Raw genomic sequence first — 19,613 nt, 5'->3', positions numbered from 1 at the left:
ACTATAGTTTTAGGCATTGTAAACTTCCAAGTTCCGTGCTGCTAATTCTTACCAGCTTGCTTAATTAAATCATCTAATTCTTGCTGCATTTGGTTTTGTACCAATTCATAGCACTCATTAACGTAGGAGCGATCGCTTGCTGCCTTCTTGCCATATCTATTAAACCTAATCGGTTTACATACTCTAGTATAAATCTGTTTAGGAAAAGGAATATTCGGTAAAGGTCCAAAGGCTAAACCCCAAGGCATTCCCAGATACACAGGAAATACCAGAGGATCGATATTCAAAATCCAAGGTATACCTAATTCGTGCAATTTTTGCATATACTTATATAAATCAGCTAAAACAATTAAGGTATCATGCGCTCCCCAGGAAATCGCTGGTAAAATAGGTACATTTTCTCGCAACGCCAACTTAATAAAACCCTTTCTACCCGCGAAATATATTTGATTCCGCATTTGATAGGGACGAAAAACATCTTCTGCACCACCTGGATATACTAAAACCGTCGCTCCAGCTTTAAAAGCCGTGTGAGCCATTTTTGGATGGGCACGTACTGCACCAGCTTTCATAGCATATCCCACGATTTGCGGAAACACTTCCCAAACTTTGGGGTGCATCAAGCCATAAATAGGTCTTTCTGTACCAAAGCGACGTATCCAATCATACAACATCATCGAAGTATCAGGGGAGGCTAAACCACCATTATGAGAACCAACCACTAAAACTTTTTCGTTAGGGACATTTTCCCAACCACTGGTATTAACACGAAAATACAAATTATATATAATACTGAGAAGAGGCATCATTGCCTGAATAAATTGGGGATCTCGTTTATCTAAAGACCATCCTAAATCTTTATGTGGTAAAGTGGAAATTTCTAACATGGAATTATTCTATATTTGTGATACTTTTAGACCTTAGCTAATATTATACATAATAATATATTTTTTGGCAATTTTTTGAACAACTTTTTCAGACAATTATCATTGTTGCTCAGACATGAGTAATGAGCAATTACCGTAGCGTAAGCCTTATGATATTCGTCCCATACTTTTAAAACATCCTCTAATACTAATTCCGAGCATTACTAATCTTAGCATAATCTAAAATCTTAAAAAGAAGTGATATTTTTTTGATTTTTTCAAAAAAATATCACTTCTTTACTCTAGGCAATAAAAACGCCCTACTACAAATTTGCCAACTTCCGTTGCATATTTATCTCGAAGCTAATAAGGCTTTAGTTGCAGATTCTCCTAATTTATTCATCTGTTTATAGAGGTGGAAATTTAACACAGCAGTAACAGTCATTTGTCCTAATAATGCCATGAAAATAGTCTCTAACCCTAGTTCTTGTAAACCAAACCAAGGGAAGGTAGAAAATAACCAAACAATGGGATAATCATATTGTCTAATGCCCAAAAATGCCAGAGCAATTGGTGGTAAAAAGATTAATCCTCCCACAGCAAGCACCGCAAAAACATAACGTTTGGGATTTTTCATCAATAGCACTAATTGGGCAACTGTGGCATAGAGCATGATTAAACTAGCACAGAAAATCATCTCCGATAATACTTTGATCTGTGGTAAATTATCATAACGATAAAGACTTTCTGGAATAGTGAAAATCCAAATTGCTAAAGGTATGGTGACAATTAAAAGGTTAATGCCTATAGCCACAATAGCAGGGCTTTTTTCACCAAACATTAAATCTTGCCATCTGGACTTTTTAAGTTCATCTTCATGGCGATATCTGGACCAATCTTGAATAGTTTGACGAGGTGGGGCTAAAATCAATATTAGGCACAAAACTAAGACAAAATTACAAAACATCACAATATATAAAGCATCTAAATCTTGTCTTTCACCTATTGCTGGGACAGATAAGCCTAAAAACATGATTTGCAAAAATGCCACTAGTCCATAACTTTGTTTCTTGCTTAATATTGTCGTATTGGGATTACGGAAACAACGTTTAATTACTTGCCAAATTCCATAGGAACAAATGCCATAATTAGCTAAGTGAAATAGCAACAATGTAAAAGTATTGCTACCAATTGGTAAGGCAAAAAACATCAATTTTTTCATTCCAGAATCATGGGAATAACCAAATAAATTAGGGAAAAGATAATTCGTAATTTCCCAAGGACTAAGTATTCTCACCCAAGAAAAAGGATTTTGGATTATGTCATTATCATAGGGATAGAAATATGTGCAAGCCATTGTCATGAACAAAAACAGCAAAACAGAACCACTTCCTAACCAGGATAAAAAATTACTAAATGAACGATTTAGTAGGCCACATAAAATGGCGGCACTATAAAATAAAATGCCAGAGCCTATCAAAGTTAGGTAATAACTAACAATGTAACTAAATGCTATATCTGCACCAATTCCTGCAACTATATGCAAGGGAATAGCTATCAAAATCCCAAGATATATTAAACTGGGTACTCCTAACATTTTGCCAGTTAAAATACTGGTTTCTGCTTGTGGACTTAAACGAATAAAGTTTAATGTTCCTCGTTGTTCTTCTTTGGATAAGTCGTGAATTAGGGTGTAAGTTCCTGCTACTAGTAATGTGAAAATGAAAATCACAGTAAATGTGAGAAAATAATATTCCCAATGATCTCTCCACCATAATGTATAGTTGATTTGATTCGGAGGACAAAAGTTTTTAGCTACATAGTTATTCAGGTGACTTAACTCGGTTTGCGCTTGTTGCAGTTGTTCCTGTAATTTGGGAATTATGGTAGGATCAGAAAGGGTAATTTGCTGATAATTAGAAATTTTACTTTCCAAGGAATTAATCAAGCTATAAAGTTGTTGCTGGCTACCATTGTATACTTTATTAAATTCACAGTACGTATCGGTTAGATAGTATTTATCCCCAGGAAAACTAGTTAATTGATAGAGGAAAACTAGCAGTTGCACAAGTATAGATGATCCCATTACTAGAATCAAATTTAAGGGGTTAAACCTCCCTTTTACTTCTCGAAATAGTTGGGGATTAGCTTCTCCTATTCTGTCTGTTAATTTGTCTATAAAATTCATCAACATGGTTAATTACTCCAAAGTTTGTGAGTGTTTATTTTCATTTTTTAGCGGTTAGTTAACGACATGGAAATTGTTTTTTATTGATAAAATAAATCCAAAAAATCCAAAAAGATAGCCAAAATATCAACTTTTTGCTAACTGCTGATAGCTGATAAGTTACTACGATGCTTGTTTATGTCCTAATTTTAAGAAAATGGTTTCTAAGTCTTCTTGTGTACAATGAAATTCTGTTAAAGGAATACCTACACTAACAAGCGATCGCAATAAATTCGCACTATCTTCCGGCTTACCAGAAAAATTCACTCTGATACTATTTCTACCCTGAATTACCTCCCATTCTGACACTAAATCACAATTCTTAATCTCACTTATCAATACATCTAAATTACCCAAAGTTGAGATAAAAATTTGCTGTTGAGATAGACGTTGATAAAGATGTTGCAAACAAGCACTTTCCACCAAAAACCCTAATTCCATAATGCCTACAGATGTACATAACTCTGCTAAGTCACTTAAAACATGGGAAGAAATTAAAATTGTCATTCCTGCTTCTTGCAATGCCTTAATAATTTCTCTAAACTGCATCCGCGCAATAGGATCAAGTCCTGATACGGGTTCATCTAAAAGCAGTAAAATGGGTTCATGGATAATAGTACGGGCTAAACTCAAACGTTGTTTCATCCCCCGTGATAGGGTAGAAATCATACTATGACGTTTATTAACTAATTGGATTAGTTCTAAAACTTCATGTAAACGTTGAGTTCGATGTTTTCCCGTTAAACGATACAAACGCGCAAAATAATCCAGATAATCCCAAACCGTCAAATCTTCATAAAGTGGATAGTCGTCCGGTAAGTATCCTAAACGACGTTTAATTTTAAGATTTGTTTGATCTCTTAATAATTTATCTCCATTAATATAGATTTCACCAGTAGTAGGTTCTTCCGCAGTAGCTAACATCCTAATTAAAGTAGTTTTACCTGCACCGTTAGGACCAATTAACCCATAAACTTCACCCACTTGGATTTCTAAGTCAACATTATTTACAGCAATATGTTTTTCAAATTGCTTGGTTAGTCCATTAGTACGAATTGCGATTTCTTTAGCCATAGCTGTAAAAATGCTGTATAAAGGGTATCACAGACATGAAAAATCAAGTCCAGAAAATTCAGCATGATATAAACTAACTTACTTATACAACAATTTTTACCCTTGTTTCGGAAAATGAAACAGGACTTACGTAACTGGCACATTAGTAGGGTGTGTCAGGTATCAAGAATTTATTTATTGACATAATTGATGCTGTCTGACGTGGTTGGTGAGCTTGTGGAACTACACCCTAGATAAGTCCTATTAACATGAAATTTAATTTGTTTTATGATGATATTTGATGATAATTTTTTAAATTTTCTGGCAATATAGAACGAGTTTTTACTTGGATTTCTACAGCATAAAATTCATCTGCTGCTATGACTTTCATTAATTTACAAAATCATCTGATATTCCATCACAAAAGATGTCATTTATAAACATTCAAAAGTTCAGATCCCCGACTTCTTAAAGAAGTCGGGGATCTTTTGCAAGGGATCTTTTCCAAACTGCGGTATGATATCTTTCTTATCTGTTTACAATCTCCACAAAACCTAACTATGACTCAAAACTACAATATTACTTTACTTCCTGGTGATGGCATCGGTCCAGAAATTATGTCCGTAGCAGTGGAAGTATTAAATGTTATTGGTAAACGCTTTGATCTGAAATTTACCTTTCAGACTGCTTTAATTGGTGGTGCAGCTATTGATGAAACTGGGGAACCTTTACCATCTGCTACTTTAGATATGTGTCGCAACAGTAATTCTGTATTACTTGCTGCTATTGGTGGTTACAAATGGGATACACTACCTTCTTACAAACGTCCAGAAGCAGGCTTATTAGGACTAAGGGCAGGTTTAGAACTATTTGCTAACTTACGTCCTGCGAAAATTTTACCTCAATTGATAGATGCTTCTACTTTGAAAAAAGAGGTAGTAGACGGAGTAGATATCATGGTAGTACGTGAACTAACTGGTGGTATTTACTTTGGTAAGCCTAAAGGTATTTTTACTACTGAAACCGGAGAAAAACGTGGTGTAAATACGATGGTTTACAGCGAGTCAGAAATCCACAGAATTGGCAAAGTTGCCTTTGAAACAGCCAAAAAACGAGGAGGAAAACTTTGTTCTGTTGATAAAGCCAATGTATTAGAAGTATCCCAACTGTGGCGCGAAGGGATCACAAAATTAGCTGCGGAATATCCCGAAGTAGAACTATCTCACTTGTATGTAGATAATGCCGCCATGCAATTAGTTCGCGCTCCTAAACAATTTGATACCATCGTTACTGGTAATTTATTTGGTGATATTCTTTCTGATGCGGCCGCCATGTTAACTGGTAGTATAGGAATGTTACCATCTGCTAGTTTGGGTGCTAATGGTCCAGGAGTTTATGAACCCGTTCATGGTTCAGCACCAGATATTGCTGGACAAGATAAAGCCAACCCTTTGGCACAGGTATTAAGTGCGGCAATGATGTTACGCTACGATTTAAACCAACCACAGGCAGCAGATTTAATTGAAAATGCAGTGTTACAGGTTTTACAACAAAATTATCGCACAGGAGATATTATGTCCCCAGGAATGAAACTCGTTGGTTGTCGTGCTATGGGTGATGCACTATTACAAATTCTTGAATTATAATAAGTGCGGTGATAGGTGACAGGTTATAGGTGACAGGTGACAGTGCAAGAATTACTTACCAATTACCAATTACCCATCACCAATTACCTTACATGACTTCAAAACAAAATCTATCAAAATCTATAAAATCAACACCAAAAATTATAGTGTACGCTTTAAAACAAGAACAAACAAATTTTGCCCCTCCCAAACGCCATCTGCCTCTAGTTGATCCTACATTGATTAGGGCAGCAAGTCAGATTTATTATACCTACTGTGAGGTACACCCAGAAATCCAGGGAAGGGCTACCGGAGTCGCTATTAGCCGTGTCACTTATCGCGGTAAAGTGATTTTTACCGGGTGTCCAGTATTACTTCCACAGGAGTGTTTCGTACCATTAAGTCAAATTGAATCCTATGTATATTAGTGATGATTAGTTATTTTAATTAAGTTAATCATTTAATCACTTTTGTAAAATATGGATAGTTTTGTTTATGCTGTCACAAATATACTTGTAGGTGTATTTGTGTTTGCTGTTGGTGCTTCTGTGGGTAGTTTTCTCAATGTGGTTATCTACCGTCTCCCTGCTGGTTTGTCGGTGTTATGGCCGCCTTCTCGTTGTCCTAAATGTTTAAATAGATTAAAACCCTATCAGAATGTACCTGTGTTTGGGTGGTTATGGTTAAAAGGACGATGTCATTTTTGCAAAACAAAGATATCTAGTCGTTATCCATTGGTAGAAGGTTTTACGGGATTAATCTTTTTAGCGGTATTTTGGGTTTTTCAATTTTCTCCTTTGACTATCGGTTATTGGGCTTTTTGTAGCTGGTTATTAGCCTTATCAATGATAGATTTTGATACAATGACCTTACCTAACCAGCTTACTAAGTCGGGGTTAGTTGCAGGAATTGTATTTCATCTTGTGTTAGGTTTATTATCGGCTAATTCTAGTGTAGGCGTAGCTAAACATTTAATGACTAGTATAGGTGGGGCAACTTTAGGAATATGGTTATTTGATGGTATTGCTGTATTAGGTTCTATAATATTTAAAAAAGCTGCGATGGGTTCGGGGGATGCAAAATTAGCGGCTATGATGGGAGCATGGCTGGGATGGCGATATTTACTCTTAGCAAGTTTTATAGGTTGTTTTATCGGTGCTGTGATTGGTATAGGAGCTATTTTACTATTAGGGCGCACCAGAGATCAAAAAATACCCTTTGGTCCTTTTTTGGCCTTAGGTGCTGTAATTACGCTATTTGTAGGGGAAAATATGTTATCTGGTTATATGAAACTATTTTTGGTGTAATAGGATAGGACTTACGCAAGTGTCACACTAAAAAATCTGTTGAGTGGGTGCGTCAAATATCAACAATTTGGTTATGCAGATGATTTATACTGTCTGACGTGGTTGGTGTGCTTGTCGAACCACACCTTGCCAATGTACCAGTTGCGTAAGTCCTGTAGGAGTCAGGAGTCAGTAGTCTGCACTCCATACTCAAGAGTCACTCGTTAATGTAATTGATATGACGTTATGAAGATTTACTATTTTGGTAATATATGGCAGGCAATAAATGATAGATAATCATTTTACCAATCACCAATTATCAATTACCAATTGTCAATTATTTATAAATCTTCAATTGAAAATCTACAATTGTGGTGACAACCTTTTCCGGTGGTTACTTTTTAACCCATCCCTACTACTAAATTAAGATAAAAATGGCAAACAACGAAGAATCACGTGGTTTAAAGTCTCTATTTGATTGGTTTGCAAACCGTCGCAAATCTACTAATTCTAATTTAGAACGTCAAGAAAGGGAAATAGCAGATGGTTTATGGCATAAATGCTCCCAATGTGGTGTTTTATCTTATACAAAAGATTTAAAAGCTAATCAAATGGTTTGTGCAGAATGTGGTCATCATAATCGTGTGGATAGTGATGAACGGATTCGACAGTTAATTGATCCTGGTACATGGAAATCTATAGATGATCATTTACGGCCAACTGATCCTTTGCAATTTAAGGATAGAAAACCTTATAGCGATCGCCTCAAAGAAATGCAGGATAAGCTAGGATTAGTGGATGCTGTAAAAACAGGTTTAGGAGAAATTAACGGCCTACCCATAGCTTTAGGAGTGATGGATTTCCGGTTTATGGGTGGTAGTATGGGTTCTGTAGTGGGGGAAAAACTCACTCGCTTAATTGAACAAGCTACACAACGTCGGTATGCTGTGGTTATAGTCTGTACTTCCGGTGGCGCGAGAATGCAGGAAGGGATGTTATCATTAATGCAAATGGCGAAAATCTCCGGTGCGTTACAACAACATCAAGATGCGAAACTGTTGTATATTCCCGTGTTAACAAATCCCACTACTGGCGGTGTAACAGCGAGTTTTGCCATGTTAGGTGATATTATTATTGCTGAACCAAAAGCAACTATAGGTTTTGCTGGTAGAAGGGTAATTGAACAAACTTTGCGGGAGAAATTACCGGAAGATTTTCAAACGGCTGAGGATTTGTTAAAACATGGTTTTGTGGATGATATTGTACCTCGAACGCAGTTAAAAAATACTTTGGCACAATTAATATCTTTACATCAACCTTTACCTACTGCACCAAATATGGCTTTATGGGAAAGTATGAAGTTAAGTCATTCTGTAGTTGAGTAGGAAGATATGCAGAAAGAATTGATCATTGATCATTGATAAGTATTCAGCTATCGGTATAGCTGATGGCTGAATGCGTAGGATAATTGATTAGGACTTATGCAAGTTTCAGAGTACAAAATCTGTTGTAGGGTGCGTCAGATATGAACAATTTGGTTACTTACATGACTTATACTGTCTGACGTGGTTAGTAGTCTCGTCGAACCACACCCTACTAATGTGCCAGTTGCGTAAGTGCTGTTGATAATTGATAATTAATTCTTTTTCCTATTTTTTATTTGTCACAAATTAGGATATCCAGGGATTTAAGGATGTACAGGATCATTTTAAGAATATTTTACAATTACTGATACAATCATACATACTTTGAGACAATTCTACAGACTTCAATATTCTAAATCTTGAGATTGATCTACTATTGTGATTTTTGGTGGTAAGCTAATGTGCAGCACTCACTGTATAATTAAAAAACCTGAAGTTACAGTAGCACAAGCATCTTGCTTGTATTAATTATTCAAGTTAAAGGCACAACAGCTTAACTTCATTTCTAGATTTTTTCTCCTTTAATTCAAAGTTACAGCATATTCGAGGTTTATGAGGTACACTAAGCGATTGAACTTCAATTTTTAAAACTACCCTCTAAAATTTGTGTACTTCATTTACTCCAAAAGTGCTGTATCATCATGACTAATCATCAAACTCAGATAATTTATCAACAAATATCAGTCATTACTCAAAGTCTCACTATCCTCAATAGTTACTATCATTGGACTGGTAAACATTTAATTGACACAAACGGAACAGATAAAGAAATAGCAGCAAGATTATTTCATGCCGATTTTCCAGTATTATCTCACACTAATGCCGATGATCCCATTTTTAATTATGGCAATCAAATGGCCTTAAGTTTATGGGAAATAGACTGGGATGAGTTGATCAAATTACCCTCCCGTAAAAGTGCAGAACCCATAGAACAAGCAGAACGCGATCGCATTATTAAAAATTGCCAAGAACAGGGTATTTGTAATTATCAGGTAGTAAGAATTTCTACTAAAGGTCAGCGCTTTTTTATTCCTGATGGTATCCTCTGGAATTTATTAGATGAACATCAGCAACTTTGTGGACAAGCTGCCACGTTTTCTACTTGGGAAATGCTGAATTAATTGCTGAATTAATTATTGATCAACTCTTGATCAAGGATAAATTGCTAATTCTGTTTCTGGATCAAAAAAATGAATCTTTTCAGGATTAATTGATAACCATATTTGTTCATTTATGCTCACCATTTTATCAGGAGGAATACGAATTTGTAAATTTTGATCTACCCTAGTTTCTACATCAGGATCATGAATTTTTGCCGATAAAAAAGTATCATTTCCTAAATTTTCTACTAGTTCTACTTTCACAGGTAGATTTTTAGTTGCAGGTACACTCAAATTAAAATGTTCTGGACGAATACCTAAAATTAATGTTTTTCCATCATACTTTTCTAGGGCTTTTGCCCACGTATTTGGTAACGTAAAACGAAAGTGTGGATGGGTAATTAGTAATGGTCCATTAAATTGCACAGAAATAAAATTCATGGGGGGGGAACCAATGAATTGTGCTACAAAAATATTGGCAGGATAATTATATAATTCTAATGGTTTTGCCACTTGTTGAATTTGTCCTGCTGACATTATCGCTATGCGATCGCCCATGGTCATCGCTTCAGTTTGATCATGGGTTACATAAATAGTAGTTGTTCCCAATTGTCGCTGTAATTTAACTATTTGTGTCCGGGTTTCTGCTCGCAATTTTGCATCTAAATTAGATAACGGTTCATCCATTAAAAATACTTGCGGGTTACGAGCGATCGCTCTTCCTAATGCTACTCTTTGTCTTTGTCCTCCTGACAATTGTTTTGGTAGTCTGTTTAATAATGATTCAATTTGCAATAACTGGGAAACCTGTTGCACTCTTTGATCAACTATATTTTCCTCCGCCGAAAAATACCTCAATTTCTCAGGTAGTTTTCGGGTCATTCCTGTTAATAAATTCTCTCCCCATTGGGATATTTTATTCTGCTTATTGTGATTTTTTCCTAAACGACGACGTAACCCAAAAGCAATATTTTCATACACAGTTTTATGGGGATACAGAGCATAATTTTGAAATACCATAGCGATATCTCTATTTTTAGGAGGTAAATCATTGATCAAGCGATCGCCTATATAAATATTCCCCCCAGTAATCTCTTCTAACCCAGCAATTAACCTCAATAATGTACTTTTACCACATCCCGAAGGTCCAACCAATACAATAAATTCCCCATCAGCAATTGTTAAATTGATTCGTCTTAAAACCGCCAGATTTTCAGCTTGTTCGTCAGACTCATGACGAGGAGAAAAACTCTTATAAACGTTCTCTAATATAACTTGTGCCACAATATTTAATGATACCCTTTCAACTTATAAAATAACTTTTTTACTAATCATCCCCATGACCTATTCCCTCTACCCTGTCATAGATTTTAACATCAATTACCACCAAAAAAATTATGTCAAGTGCATAAAAATAATTTTTAGCAATTGAGCGCGAGTAAAGGGTTTTGTTAAATACCCAGAAGCACCAACAAACTTCGCTTTAACTTTATCAATAATTCCCTTATTTCCCGTGACAAAAATAATCGGTGTTTTCTTAAACATCGAATTATTCCGGATAATTCTACATAACTCATAACCATCAATTCCGGCCATATTTAGATCCAGTAAAATTAAATCTGGTTTATGTCTAATAATAGACATTACCGCTTTTACTGGCTCATTAATTGTCACTAAAGAGAAGTTTTCATTTTCTAAACAACGACTAATTTCCTTGAGAATAGTGGGACTATCATCTACGGAAATAATTTTGTAAATTTTTTGCTCAATTTTGGTATTCTCATTAACTTTTTCTGAATCCAACTCTATGCTATTAGTAACAGTTGCTAGGGAAAATTCTTGATCTGACTCTAATTCTCCTTCATTGGTAACATTTATTAATAAGGATTGTGGTGTAACTTCTTCAGATACTTTTGCTATGATTGATTGTTCAATAGGTGGTTCAATTGGTTGTTCAATTAACTGCTGTGGTACAGTAACAGTAGTTTGTGTTGGAATTACTTTCCGCAATATAGGAGATTCATTAATAACAAATGATTTACCACGTACTAAGTCAGTCTTACTAAGATATTCTTGATGATCAGCAATTTTTGGTAATTTATCAAATGGAGGATCTGGTTCATGTAAAACTATCGAACCCTTGACAATGTATGGATACAAATTTACAAGTAATTGTAATTCATCCTCATCCATAATTATCGCTAGATGACGTAAACTAAAACCCTTCATCCAATTAGTTAAATTTTCAGGAAGTGGTGGTAATTTTTTATCTTCAAATTTCCTACTTATCAATAAATAAGGACGTTGATAAGGAGAATAAACATAAGGTAAAAATTGTTGCCAAATTTGCCGATAATCTTCACTATATTCCAGGAGATAATTAACATCTAATCTACAATATTTCTCAGAAATTTTGATAGTATTATCTAATTCATAACTACCAAATTTAATTAATAAAAAAGAGTAAATTGTCTCTTTAATTAATTCTTGAATCAGCAAAGATGCGTGGTTAAACAGTAAATGCTTCTCAGCAACTAACCAAGAAATAGCAGCATATTCAGGAGGTTCAAGCAAATGTTCATTTTGTTCATTCCCCTCAAACTGCAACCGCATTTGTGCGCGTATCTCACTAGCTACTAATGGAATATTCGGGCTAAGACTACGCATTACTCTTTCTAATCTATCAAAAGACTCTACTGAATAAGTAGCATAAATGATCTTTCCTGATTCTATGTATATTAACCAATATACAGAATTACTTAATACTCGAACATAAGTATTTTCACAACAATTACTTAATTGTCTTAATAAACCTTGAGGAGATAAATGAGTAAATGAACCAGTATTCTTCATATTTTCTATAATTTTTCTATGCGGATAAAACAAGCTAATCTTGAAAAAGATTAAAGAATTGTCTTTCTTGAGATGATCGCTAGGAAAAACATTGGCATCATGATAGGATCATGACTTTAATTACTTTAATTAACGCCTTCTTTTCTGGTTAATATTCTAAACTACAGCGGTTTCCCTTATTATAAGGTACATATGTTAATAATAAAACCCTTGTAACACGGGCATCTTACTGTGTTCATAGTGTACCTCATGTAGATCGAATATGCTGTAAATGATCAGTTTGCCAGAAATAGGTTGCCATAAAATCGGTTTTTCCCATATCAAAATCCACCAGAGACAATTAATTATAAACATGATCAATAAGTAGACTATTGATACATGAACCTTAAATTTTACCAGTGAATTGATTTACATGAAACCAGAAAAAAATGCACATAATCTTTAAACAAAAACGGAGGTAAATGTATATATTGATTATTACAGTAAAGAAGAGGTCATAGAAAATTGGCAACTGACATAAAATTGATAAAATTCTAGGTCAGACTTTTTGATCAGTGCTTGATGAAATTTTGTACCTCCTACAAACTACAACTTGTTGTATGTTTATTACCCTGATTCAGAATAACTGCCAGCAGGGCAAAACAGTATAATTGTAGTCATACTAGCATCAGAACCGATATACTTTAAAAAAAAGGAAAACAAAACTTTGGACTATAACATAACACAAAACGTTATGATTGATACATTTAACCTGGATGAAGTTGTAGAATTTGCCGAAAATCCTGAACCTCGTTGTCCATGTGTATTATTATTAGATACATCTGGTTCTATGCAAGGTGATAGGATAGAATCCCTTAATCAAGGGTTACTAAGTTTAAAAGATGAACTGGTGAAAAATACCCTCGCTTCTCGAAGAGTAGAAGTAGCAATTGTTACTTTTGATAGCCATGTCAATGTGGTACAGGATTTTGTCACAGCAGATCAGTTTAATCCTCCCATTTTAACTGCCCAAGGATTAACAAATATGGGTTCAGGGATTCATAAGGCTTTAGATATTATTCAAGAACGAAAATACCAATATCGCAAAAATGGTATTGCTTATTATCGTCCCTGGATATTTATGATTACTGATGGCGAACCCCAGGGAGAATTAGATCATCTAATACAACAAGCAGCCCAGAGATTACAAGAAAACGAAGCTAATAAAAAAGTAGCATTCTTTACTGTAGGTGTAGAAAACGCTAATATGAGTTTCCTAAGTCAAATTGCCGTTCGCAGTCCCCTCAAGCTAAAAGGTTTGAACTTTATTGAGATGTTCGTGTGGTTATCAGCTAGTATGTCGGCGGTATCCCACTCCCAAGTAAATGAACAGGTGGCTTTACCTCCTATTGGTTGGGGATCTGTTTAAAATACTCGTTGAACTAACTGTTAGCTAATTGGCTATCTGTTAGCTATGGATAATTAAGTTATGGGTGATATGAATAAAAAAATAGAGAATCAGCAATGGCGCATAGTGTCAGCATCCGTATGTGGTACTAGTCACGTAAAAAATCAACAATTGTGTCAGGATGCTCACCATTGGCAAGTATTAAATAATAATATGTTGCTGGTGGCAACGGCTGATGGTGCTGGTTCTGCTAATTTAGGAAAGGTAGGAGCAATGATCGCCGTAGAAACAGCGATCGCCCATCTTGCAAAACAGCATTTTAGTCCAGATCAACTACAACACGACGACTTTATTACAGATTTGCTCAACGATACCATAGCAGTATCTCAAAAAGCGATCGCCGATGAAGCAATGACAGGCAATCACCAACTCCATGATTTAGCCACAACATTAATCATTATGATTGCCACACCCAATTTAGTAGCAGTAGGACAAATTGGAGACGGTGTAGCAGTAGCTAAGAACAATATAGGCGAACTATTTGCTTTAACCATGCCCAATAGCGGTGAATATATCAACGAAACCATATTTTTAACCTCTATTAATGCCTTAGATACAGTACAAACTAAAATATGGCGAAATAAAATAGTTAACATAGGAGTGCTAACCGACGGATTACAAATGTTAGCTTTAAATATGACAGCCATGGAACCTCATAAACCATTTTTCTTACCATTATTCCAATTTGTATCCAGTGCAGAAAATAAAGTATTAGCTAAAGATCAGCTAATTAAATTTTTAAATTCTGATAAGATTACAGAACGTACTGATGACGATCTAACTTTAGTGTTAGCTGCGTTAATTAATTAATTAATGGATAAATAAAGTCTTAGCCAAGTCATACAGCAATGATTAGATGAATGGATTTGCAATATATAAAACAGTAAAAATTAGTAAGTTTATTGTGCATTAAATCTGTAAATTGAGAGAAGTCTATTTCATTGCCATATCTTTTCAAATAAACCTTTACAATTGTAATTACGTTATGCAAGTAATACGTTGTCGTTCTGTTCACAAACAAGAAATTCTCAACCTCTCCGTCATTATAGGACGTGGGGGAGAAGCCTGTATTTATGCAGTACCATCCGATGATAATTTGGTAGCAAAGGTATATCACAAACCAACCCTTTTATCAGCTGAAAAACTGCAAACAATGCTGGCCAATCGCCCTACTGATCCTACAGCTAATATGGGACATATTTCTATTGCTTGGCCACTGGAATTATTAGAAACAGTAGATGGCAGTAAAAATATAATTGGCTTTTTAATGCCAAAAATTGAAAGGATGAGACCAATAGTAGATTTTTATAATCCCAGAACTCGTCGCCAATATTGTCCGTTATTTAATTATCGTTATTTATTAAGAACCGCTCGAAACTTAGCATCTACTTTTGTAGCATTACACACTAGTGGTTATTGTATTGGTGATATTAACGAATCTAACATTTTAGTAAGCAACACAGCCTTAGTAACATTAGTAGATACAGACTCATTTCAAGTAAAAAATATAGAGAATAATCAGGTTTATCGCTGTTTTATGGGTAAACCAGAATATACTCCTCCAGAATTACAAAATAAAACTTTTGGAGATTATGATCGAGAAACCTATCATGACTTATTTGGGCTAGGAGTATTAATTTTCCAACTATTAATGGAAGGAACCCATCCTTATTCGGGTATTTTCAAAGGCATTGGTGATCCTCCAGGTTATGAAGCACGAATCGCCGCCGGACACTTTACTTACAGTCAAAATAAAAAAGTTCCCTACGCACCCACCCCCATAGCCCCCGCCTGGAAACTATTACACCCTAACTTACAAGAATTATTTTTAAATTGTTTTGAAAAAGGTCACGATAACCCACAATTACGCCCCACAGCCCAAACATGGCTATCCACATTAGCCGATATAGAAGAAACTTTACTTACTTGTTCTAATAACACCCAACATTGGTATTATAGTCACCTACAGGAATGTCCTTGGTGTCAAAGAACATCTCATTTAAAAGGTAGAGATCCTTTTCCCTCTGTAAAAGCAATCATTAATAAGCAACATCTACAACCACATCTTAAATTAAAACATCAGAAAAATCGCACCCCTAAAATTGTTAAACCTTATTATTCCAACCCCATTGTATATAATAAGCAACCGGTAACACCCCAATATACAACCAGCGTAAAAACTAACTTAAAAACAGGAGTAACAAAACTACCAAAAACAAAAGTCTATGGAATGATTTTTATAGCTTTAAGCTTAGGAATTTTCGGGTATTTGGATCTAATGATTAAATTTACTCGTCCTTTTATTTCTGCCAATCCTTATACCGAACAAAACTTGATTTCTAGTGAAAAACTACAAAAATCCGTACCAGAAAACTTAGCAAATATAGACTATTATCAGCAAGGTGATATAGCTTATAAACAGAAAGATTATCAATTAGCGATCGCTCATTTTAGTCAAGCCGTCAAGAAAAACCCCCAAGCTAGAGGATATGTAAATTTAGGTAACGCTCGCTATAATTTGAGCGACTATCAAGGAGCATTAGCCGAATACAACCAAGCATTAAAATTAAACCCTCAAGAAATTAAAGCCTATGTAAATCGTGGTAATACTTATTATATGTTAGCAGACTATAGCAGCAACCCCGACGAAAAATATAGACAAGCGATCGCCGACTTTAACCAAGCACTAACTTTAGATCAATACGACACAGAAGCTTATATTAGAAGAGGAATAGTAAGATTTGAACTCACCAAATACCTCAATATTTCATTAGAAGAATATCATAACGCGATCGCTGACTTCACCAAAGCCATAAAAATAAATTCTTCCAAAGTAGATGCCTATTTTCAGCGTGGTTTAGTGCGGTATCAGTTAGCGCAATATAGCAGTAACTATTTAGCAGAATATAAACAAGTAATTGAAGATTTTACCCAAGCCATTAAAATCAATCCTCGCATAGCAAAATTATACATCAAACGTGCCATGGTTTATTACGACTTAGCTCAATATGATAAAAAACAAACAGATAAAAACTACTTACAAGCCATAGCTGATTTACAAACTGCGGAGAAAATATCTCTTGTAGAAAATGATATAGAAAGCTATCAAGAATCTTTGAGCAATATGTGTATGTTAATGTCTAATAGGTGTGATAGTATTCTACCTAATTTAGATAAAATTAGTGGCTTAGAAATAAGCAATAAATTTAATATGAATAGATAATACAATCTTTCCAGAAATCATTTACATCTGCATTAATTTTTACAACAGTTTCCGTTATTATAAAATACAGATATTAATGATAAAACCCTTGTAACACAGGCATCTTGCCTGTTGCTCATATAGATGGAACGTGCTGTATATCAATAAAAGATGGACAGTCCTGGTTAGGAAAAAATTGGCAGAAAATATTGTTGTTTGAAAATTTTGATTATAAGTAGAAAACACTGACTGCAAAAAAACATCAAAGACAAAAAATAAATAATGGGTGAAATCTTTGTATATCAAGAAATGAAAAATTTTCTACCGTGAAAAATAACCACAAAATAGCTAATCATAAAAGAAAATAAGCTAATGTGCAGCACTCACTGTATAATTAAAAAACCTGAAGTTACAGTAGCACAAGCATCTTGCTTGTATTAATTATTCAAGTTAAAGGCACAACAGCTTATTACAAAATCAAGTATAAAGCGCAGGACGTAACACATTATTATCTTTTATCCTATAACTTTATGTTAGGCTTGATGTTGGGTTTTCTCAACCCAACCAAGCTATTAACTAAACAGGAAATTACCACCGAACAGGTTTACATTCGCATCAGTGCTATTAAATCCTGATGTACCAGATAACGTAACCAATAATTGACCAGTACCAAAACCAGTATTACCAGCAATACCATCACCAACTCGCACTAATGTAGAAGTACCTGATGTAATCACATCAAAATTGGCAATACCTGTAAAATTCAGTTTATCGCCACCGACACCGCGCACAAATTGGTAAACTGTATCCGTACCATCACCAAGAACGTAATTAACGTTATCCACAGCATTATCGTTTAAACCTAAATACAGGCTATCATTACCCAAACCACCAATGAAAGTATCAGCACCGGCATTACCTGTGAGAGTATCATTTCCTAAACCACCGGTGAGAATGTTAGCCGCTGCATTACCTGTAATGCTGTTATTCAGGTCATTACCAGTACCGTTAATAGCGGTTGTTCCCTGTAATGTTAGGTTTTCCGTATTGGTGGTTAAAGTATAGGTTACAGTGGTGAAAACAATATCCGTTCCTTGATTTACTAATTCCGTGATGATATCTGCCGTATTGTCCACATAATAGGAATCATTACCAGCGCCACCAATGAGGGTATCAGCACCCGCACCACCTGTGAGAATGTTATTACCAGTGTTACCTGTAATGATATTATTCAGGTTATTACCAGTACCGTTAATAGCGGTTGTTCCCTGTAAGGTTAGGTTTTCTAAGTGGTTTCTTAATGTCCAAGTGATAGAAGATTCAACGGTATCTATTCCACTATTTAAAAATTCAGCAATGACATCTCCCACATTATCTACCACATAAGTGTCATTACCACTACCACCACCTAATAAATCTGCACCTGTTCCCCCGTTCAGATAGTCATTACCGTCTCCACCACTTAAATCATCGTTTCCTGTACCACCTTTAATCCAATCATTACCCGCAGTACCTAAAAAGCTGACAGTACCTGTAAAGCCAGTTAAATCAAAGCGTTCAAATCCGAATACTGTTGTCCCTGGAATATCTAATTGATTGGTGGTATTACTGGTATCTATGGAGATAATATCATTAACTGTTCCGCCACTGATAATTAAGGTATCTGTGCCATTACCACCTTTGATGGTGTCGTTTTGTTGTAAATTGGCCCATGTGCTGGTGATGGTGTCTTCTCCATCTTGAGCATCTATGATATCTTGTTGGGCTGTGGTGGTGAAGCTGTTGTTATCGTTAAGGTCAGTTACTCCAATGGTTAATTGTTTCTCAAAGAATAACCCACCCTGGTCTGTGGTTCTAACTCTAATGCTGTAACTGTTTTTGGTTTCAAAGTCAAAGACGGCGTTGGTGGTAAGTTGATTATTGGTAATGGTAAATAAACTGTTATCCGTTGCACCTGTGCCGGTAACTAAGCTATAGGTAAAGGTGTTTGCTGTATCTGGGTCTGTGGTGGTGAGATTACCAACTAATGTACCAATAATTTGGTTTTCCGCAACAGCACTATTAGAAAGAGTGAGGTTGGTAGGAGTTTCGTTAACGTTGCTGACTCCAATGGTTAATTGTTTCTCAAAGAATAACCCACCCTGGTCTGTGGTTCTAACTCTAATGCTGTAACTGTTTTTGGTTTCAAAGTCAAAGACGGCGTTGGTGGTAAGTTGATTATTGGTAATGGTAAATAAACTGTTATCCGTTGCACCGTCTCCGGTAACTAAGCTATAGGTAAAGGTGTTTGCTGTATCTGGGTCTGTGGTGGTGAGATTACCAACTAATGTACCAATAATTTGGTTTTCCGCAACAGCACTATTAGAAAGAGTGAGGTTGGTAGGAGTTTCGTTAAGGTCAGTTACTCCAATGGTTAATTGTTTCTCAAAGAATAACCCACCCTGGTCTGTGGTTCTAACTCTAATGCTGTAACTGTTTTTGGTTTCAAAGTTAAATACAGCGTTGGTGGTAAGTTGATTATTGGTAATGG

General features: G+C 35.4%; 15 protein-coding genes and 1 pseudogene. 9 read left to right on the top strand and 7 right to left on the bottom strand.

The window, feature by feature from the left end; all coding sequences use genetic code 11:
• Nucleotides 1-41 precede the first annotated feature (41 nt).
• From H6F32_RS13480 to H6F32_RS13470, 3 genes are all read right to left on the bottom strand, one after another.
• Nucleotides 42-887 (bottom strand): lysophospholipid acyltransferase family protein, encoded by an 846-nt coding sequence (locus tag H6F32_RS13480; protein WP_190369846.1) that lies wholly within the window; start codon nucleotides 885-887, stop codon nucleotides 42-44.
• 331 nt (nucleotides 888-1,218) lie between these two features.
• Nucleotides 1,219-3,060 (bottom strand): ABC transporter permease subunit, encoded by a 1,842-nt coding sequence (locus H6F32_RS13475; RefSeq protein ID WP_190369845.1) that lies wholly within the window; start codon nucleotides 3,058-3,060, stop codon nucleotides 1,219-1,221.
• 156 nt (nucleotides 3,061-3,216) lie between these two features.
• The gene (locus H6F32_RS13470) at nucleotides 3,217-4,167 is read right to left on the bottom strand and encodes an ABC transporter ATP-binding protein (RefSeq protein ID WP_190369844.1); all 951 of its coding nucleotides are present in this window, start codon (nucleotides 4,165-4,167) and stop codon (nucleotides 3,217-3,219) included.
• 539 nt (nucleotides 4,168-4,706) lie between these two features.
• Here H6F32_RS13470 and leuB point away from each other — a divergent pair.
• From leuB to H6F32_RS13450, 5 genes are all read left to right on the top strand, one after another.
• Nucleotides 4,707-5,792 (top strand): 3-isopropylmalate dehydrogenase, encoded by a 1,086-nt coding sequence (gene leuB / locus H6F32_RS13465; RefSeq protein ID WP_190369843.1) that lies wholly within the window; start codon nucleotides 4,707-4,709, stop codon nucleotides 5,790-5,792.
• Between the two features lie 146 nt (nucleotides 5,793-5,938).
• Complete coding sequence (locus H6F32_RS20600) at nucleotides 5,939-6,199, top strand: hypothetical protein (protein WP_313926636.1); 261 nt, start codon at nucleotides 5,939-5,941, stop codon at nucleotides 6,197-6,199.
• Between the two features lie 51 nt (nucleotides 6,200-6,250).
• Nucleotides 6,251-7,078: an A24 family peptidase gene (locus H6F32_RS13460; protein WP_190369842.1), complete on the top strand. Its 828-nt coding sequence runs from the start codon at nucleotides 6,251-6,253 to the stop codon at nucleotides 7,076-7,078.
• Between the two features lie 413 nt (nucleotides 7,079-7,491).
• Nucleotides 7,492-8,442, top strand: a complete 951-nt coding sequence (accD, locus tag H6F32_RS13455; RefSeq protein WP_190369841.1) for an acetyl-CoA carboxylase, carboxyltransferase subunit beta — start codon at nucleotides 7,492-7,494, stop codon at nucleotides 8,440-8,442.
• 680 nt (nucleotides 8,443-9,122) lie between these two features.
• Nucleotides 9,123-9,602, top strand: coding sequence for an MEKHLA domain-containing protein (locus H6F32_RS13450; protein ID WP_190369840.1), 480 nt, complete (start codon nucleotides 9,123-9,125; stop codon nucleotides 9,600-9,602).
• Nucleotides 9,603-9,632: 30 nt separating this feature from the next.
• On the opposite strand, the gene H6F32_RS13445 is transcribed toward H6F32_RS13450, so the two are convergent.
• Both H6F32_RS13445 and H6F32_RS13440 read right to left on the bottom strand, forming a co-directional pair.
• Nucleotides 9,633-10,865: an ATP-binding cassette domain-containing protein gene (locus H6F32_RS13445; protein ID WP_190369839.1), complete on the bottom strand. Its 1,233-nt coding sequence runs from the start codon at nucleotides 10,863-10,865 to the stop codon at nucleotides 9,633-9,635.
• 111 nt (nucleotides 10,866-10,976) lie between these two features.
• Entirely contained in the window at nucleotides 10,977-12,434 is a 1,458-nt protein-coding gene (locus H6F32_RS13440; RefSeq protein ID WP_190369838.1) for a response regulator, read from the bottom strand.
• Between the two features lie 733 nt (nucleotides 12,435-13,167).
• Here H6F32_RS13440 and H6F32_RS13435 point away from each other — a divergent pair.
• The 3 genes from H6F32_RS13435 (at nucleotide 13,168) to H6F32_RS13425 (ending at nucleotide 17,104) form a co-directional block, all read left to right on the top strand.
• Nucleotides 13,168-13,842, top strand: coding sequence for a VWA domain-containing protein (locus tag H6F32_RS13435; protein WP_190369879.1), 675 nt, complete (start codon nucleotides 13,168-13,170; stop codon nucleotides 13,840-13,842).
• A 69-nt stretch (nucleotides 13,843-13,911) separates the two neighbouring features.
• Nucleotides 13,912-14,691, top strand: coding sequence for a PP2C family serine/threonine-protein phosphatase (locus H6F32_RS13430; protein ID WP_190369837.1), 780 nt, complete (start codon nucleotides 13,912-13,914; stop codon nucleotides 14,689-14,691).
• A 175-nt stretch (nucleotides 14,692-14,866) separates the two neighbouring features.
• A complete protein-coding gene (locus tag H6F32_RS13425) occupies nucleotides 14,867-17,104 on the top strand; it encodes a tetratricopeptide repeat protein (protein WP_190369836.1) in 2,238 nt (745 codons plus the stop codon).
• A 551-nt stretch (nucleotides 17,105-17,655) separates the two neighbouring features.
• Here the strand turns inward: H6F32_RS13425 and H6F32_RS21245 are convergent.
• Nucleotides 17,656-18,576 carry a calcium-binding protein gene (locus H6F32_RS21245; protein ID WP_395939614.1) on the bottom strand — a complete coding sequence of 307 codons (921 nt, stop codon included), beginning with the start codon at nucleotides 18,574-18,576 and terminating at the stop codon, nucleotides 17,656-17,658.
• A gap of 99 nt (nucleotides 18,577-18,675) precedes the next feature.
• Between H6F32_RS21245 and H6F32_RS21240 the strand changes: the two genes are divergently transcribed.
• Entirely contained in the window at nucleotides 18,676-18,741 is a 66-nt protein-coding gene (locus tag H6F32_RS21240) for a GLUG motif-containing protein (RefSeq protein ID WP_395939613.1), read from the top strand.
• Nucleotides 18,742-18,948: 207 nt separating this feature from the next.
• Here H6F32_RS21240 and H6F32_RS21235 read toward each other — a convergent pair.
• A pseudogene (locus H6F32_RS21235) lies at nucleotides 18,949-19,419 on the bottom strand (cadherin repeat domain-containing protein); the annotation flags it as partial.
• Between the last annotated feature and the right edge of the window lie 194 nt (nucleotides 19,420-19,613).

It is taken from the genome of Anabaena sp. FACHB-1237 (genome assembly GCF_014696225.1).
GTDB lineage: Bacteria > Cyanobacteriota > Cyanobacteriia > Cyanobacteriales > Nostocaceae > FACHB-1237.
The sequence above is the reverse complement of the archived record's forward strand: the minus strand, read 5'-3'. Positions and strand labels throughout refer to the sequence as shown.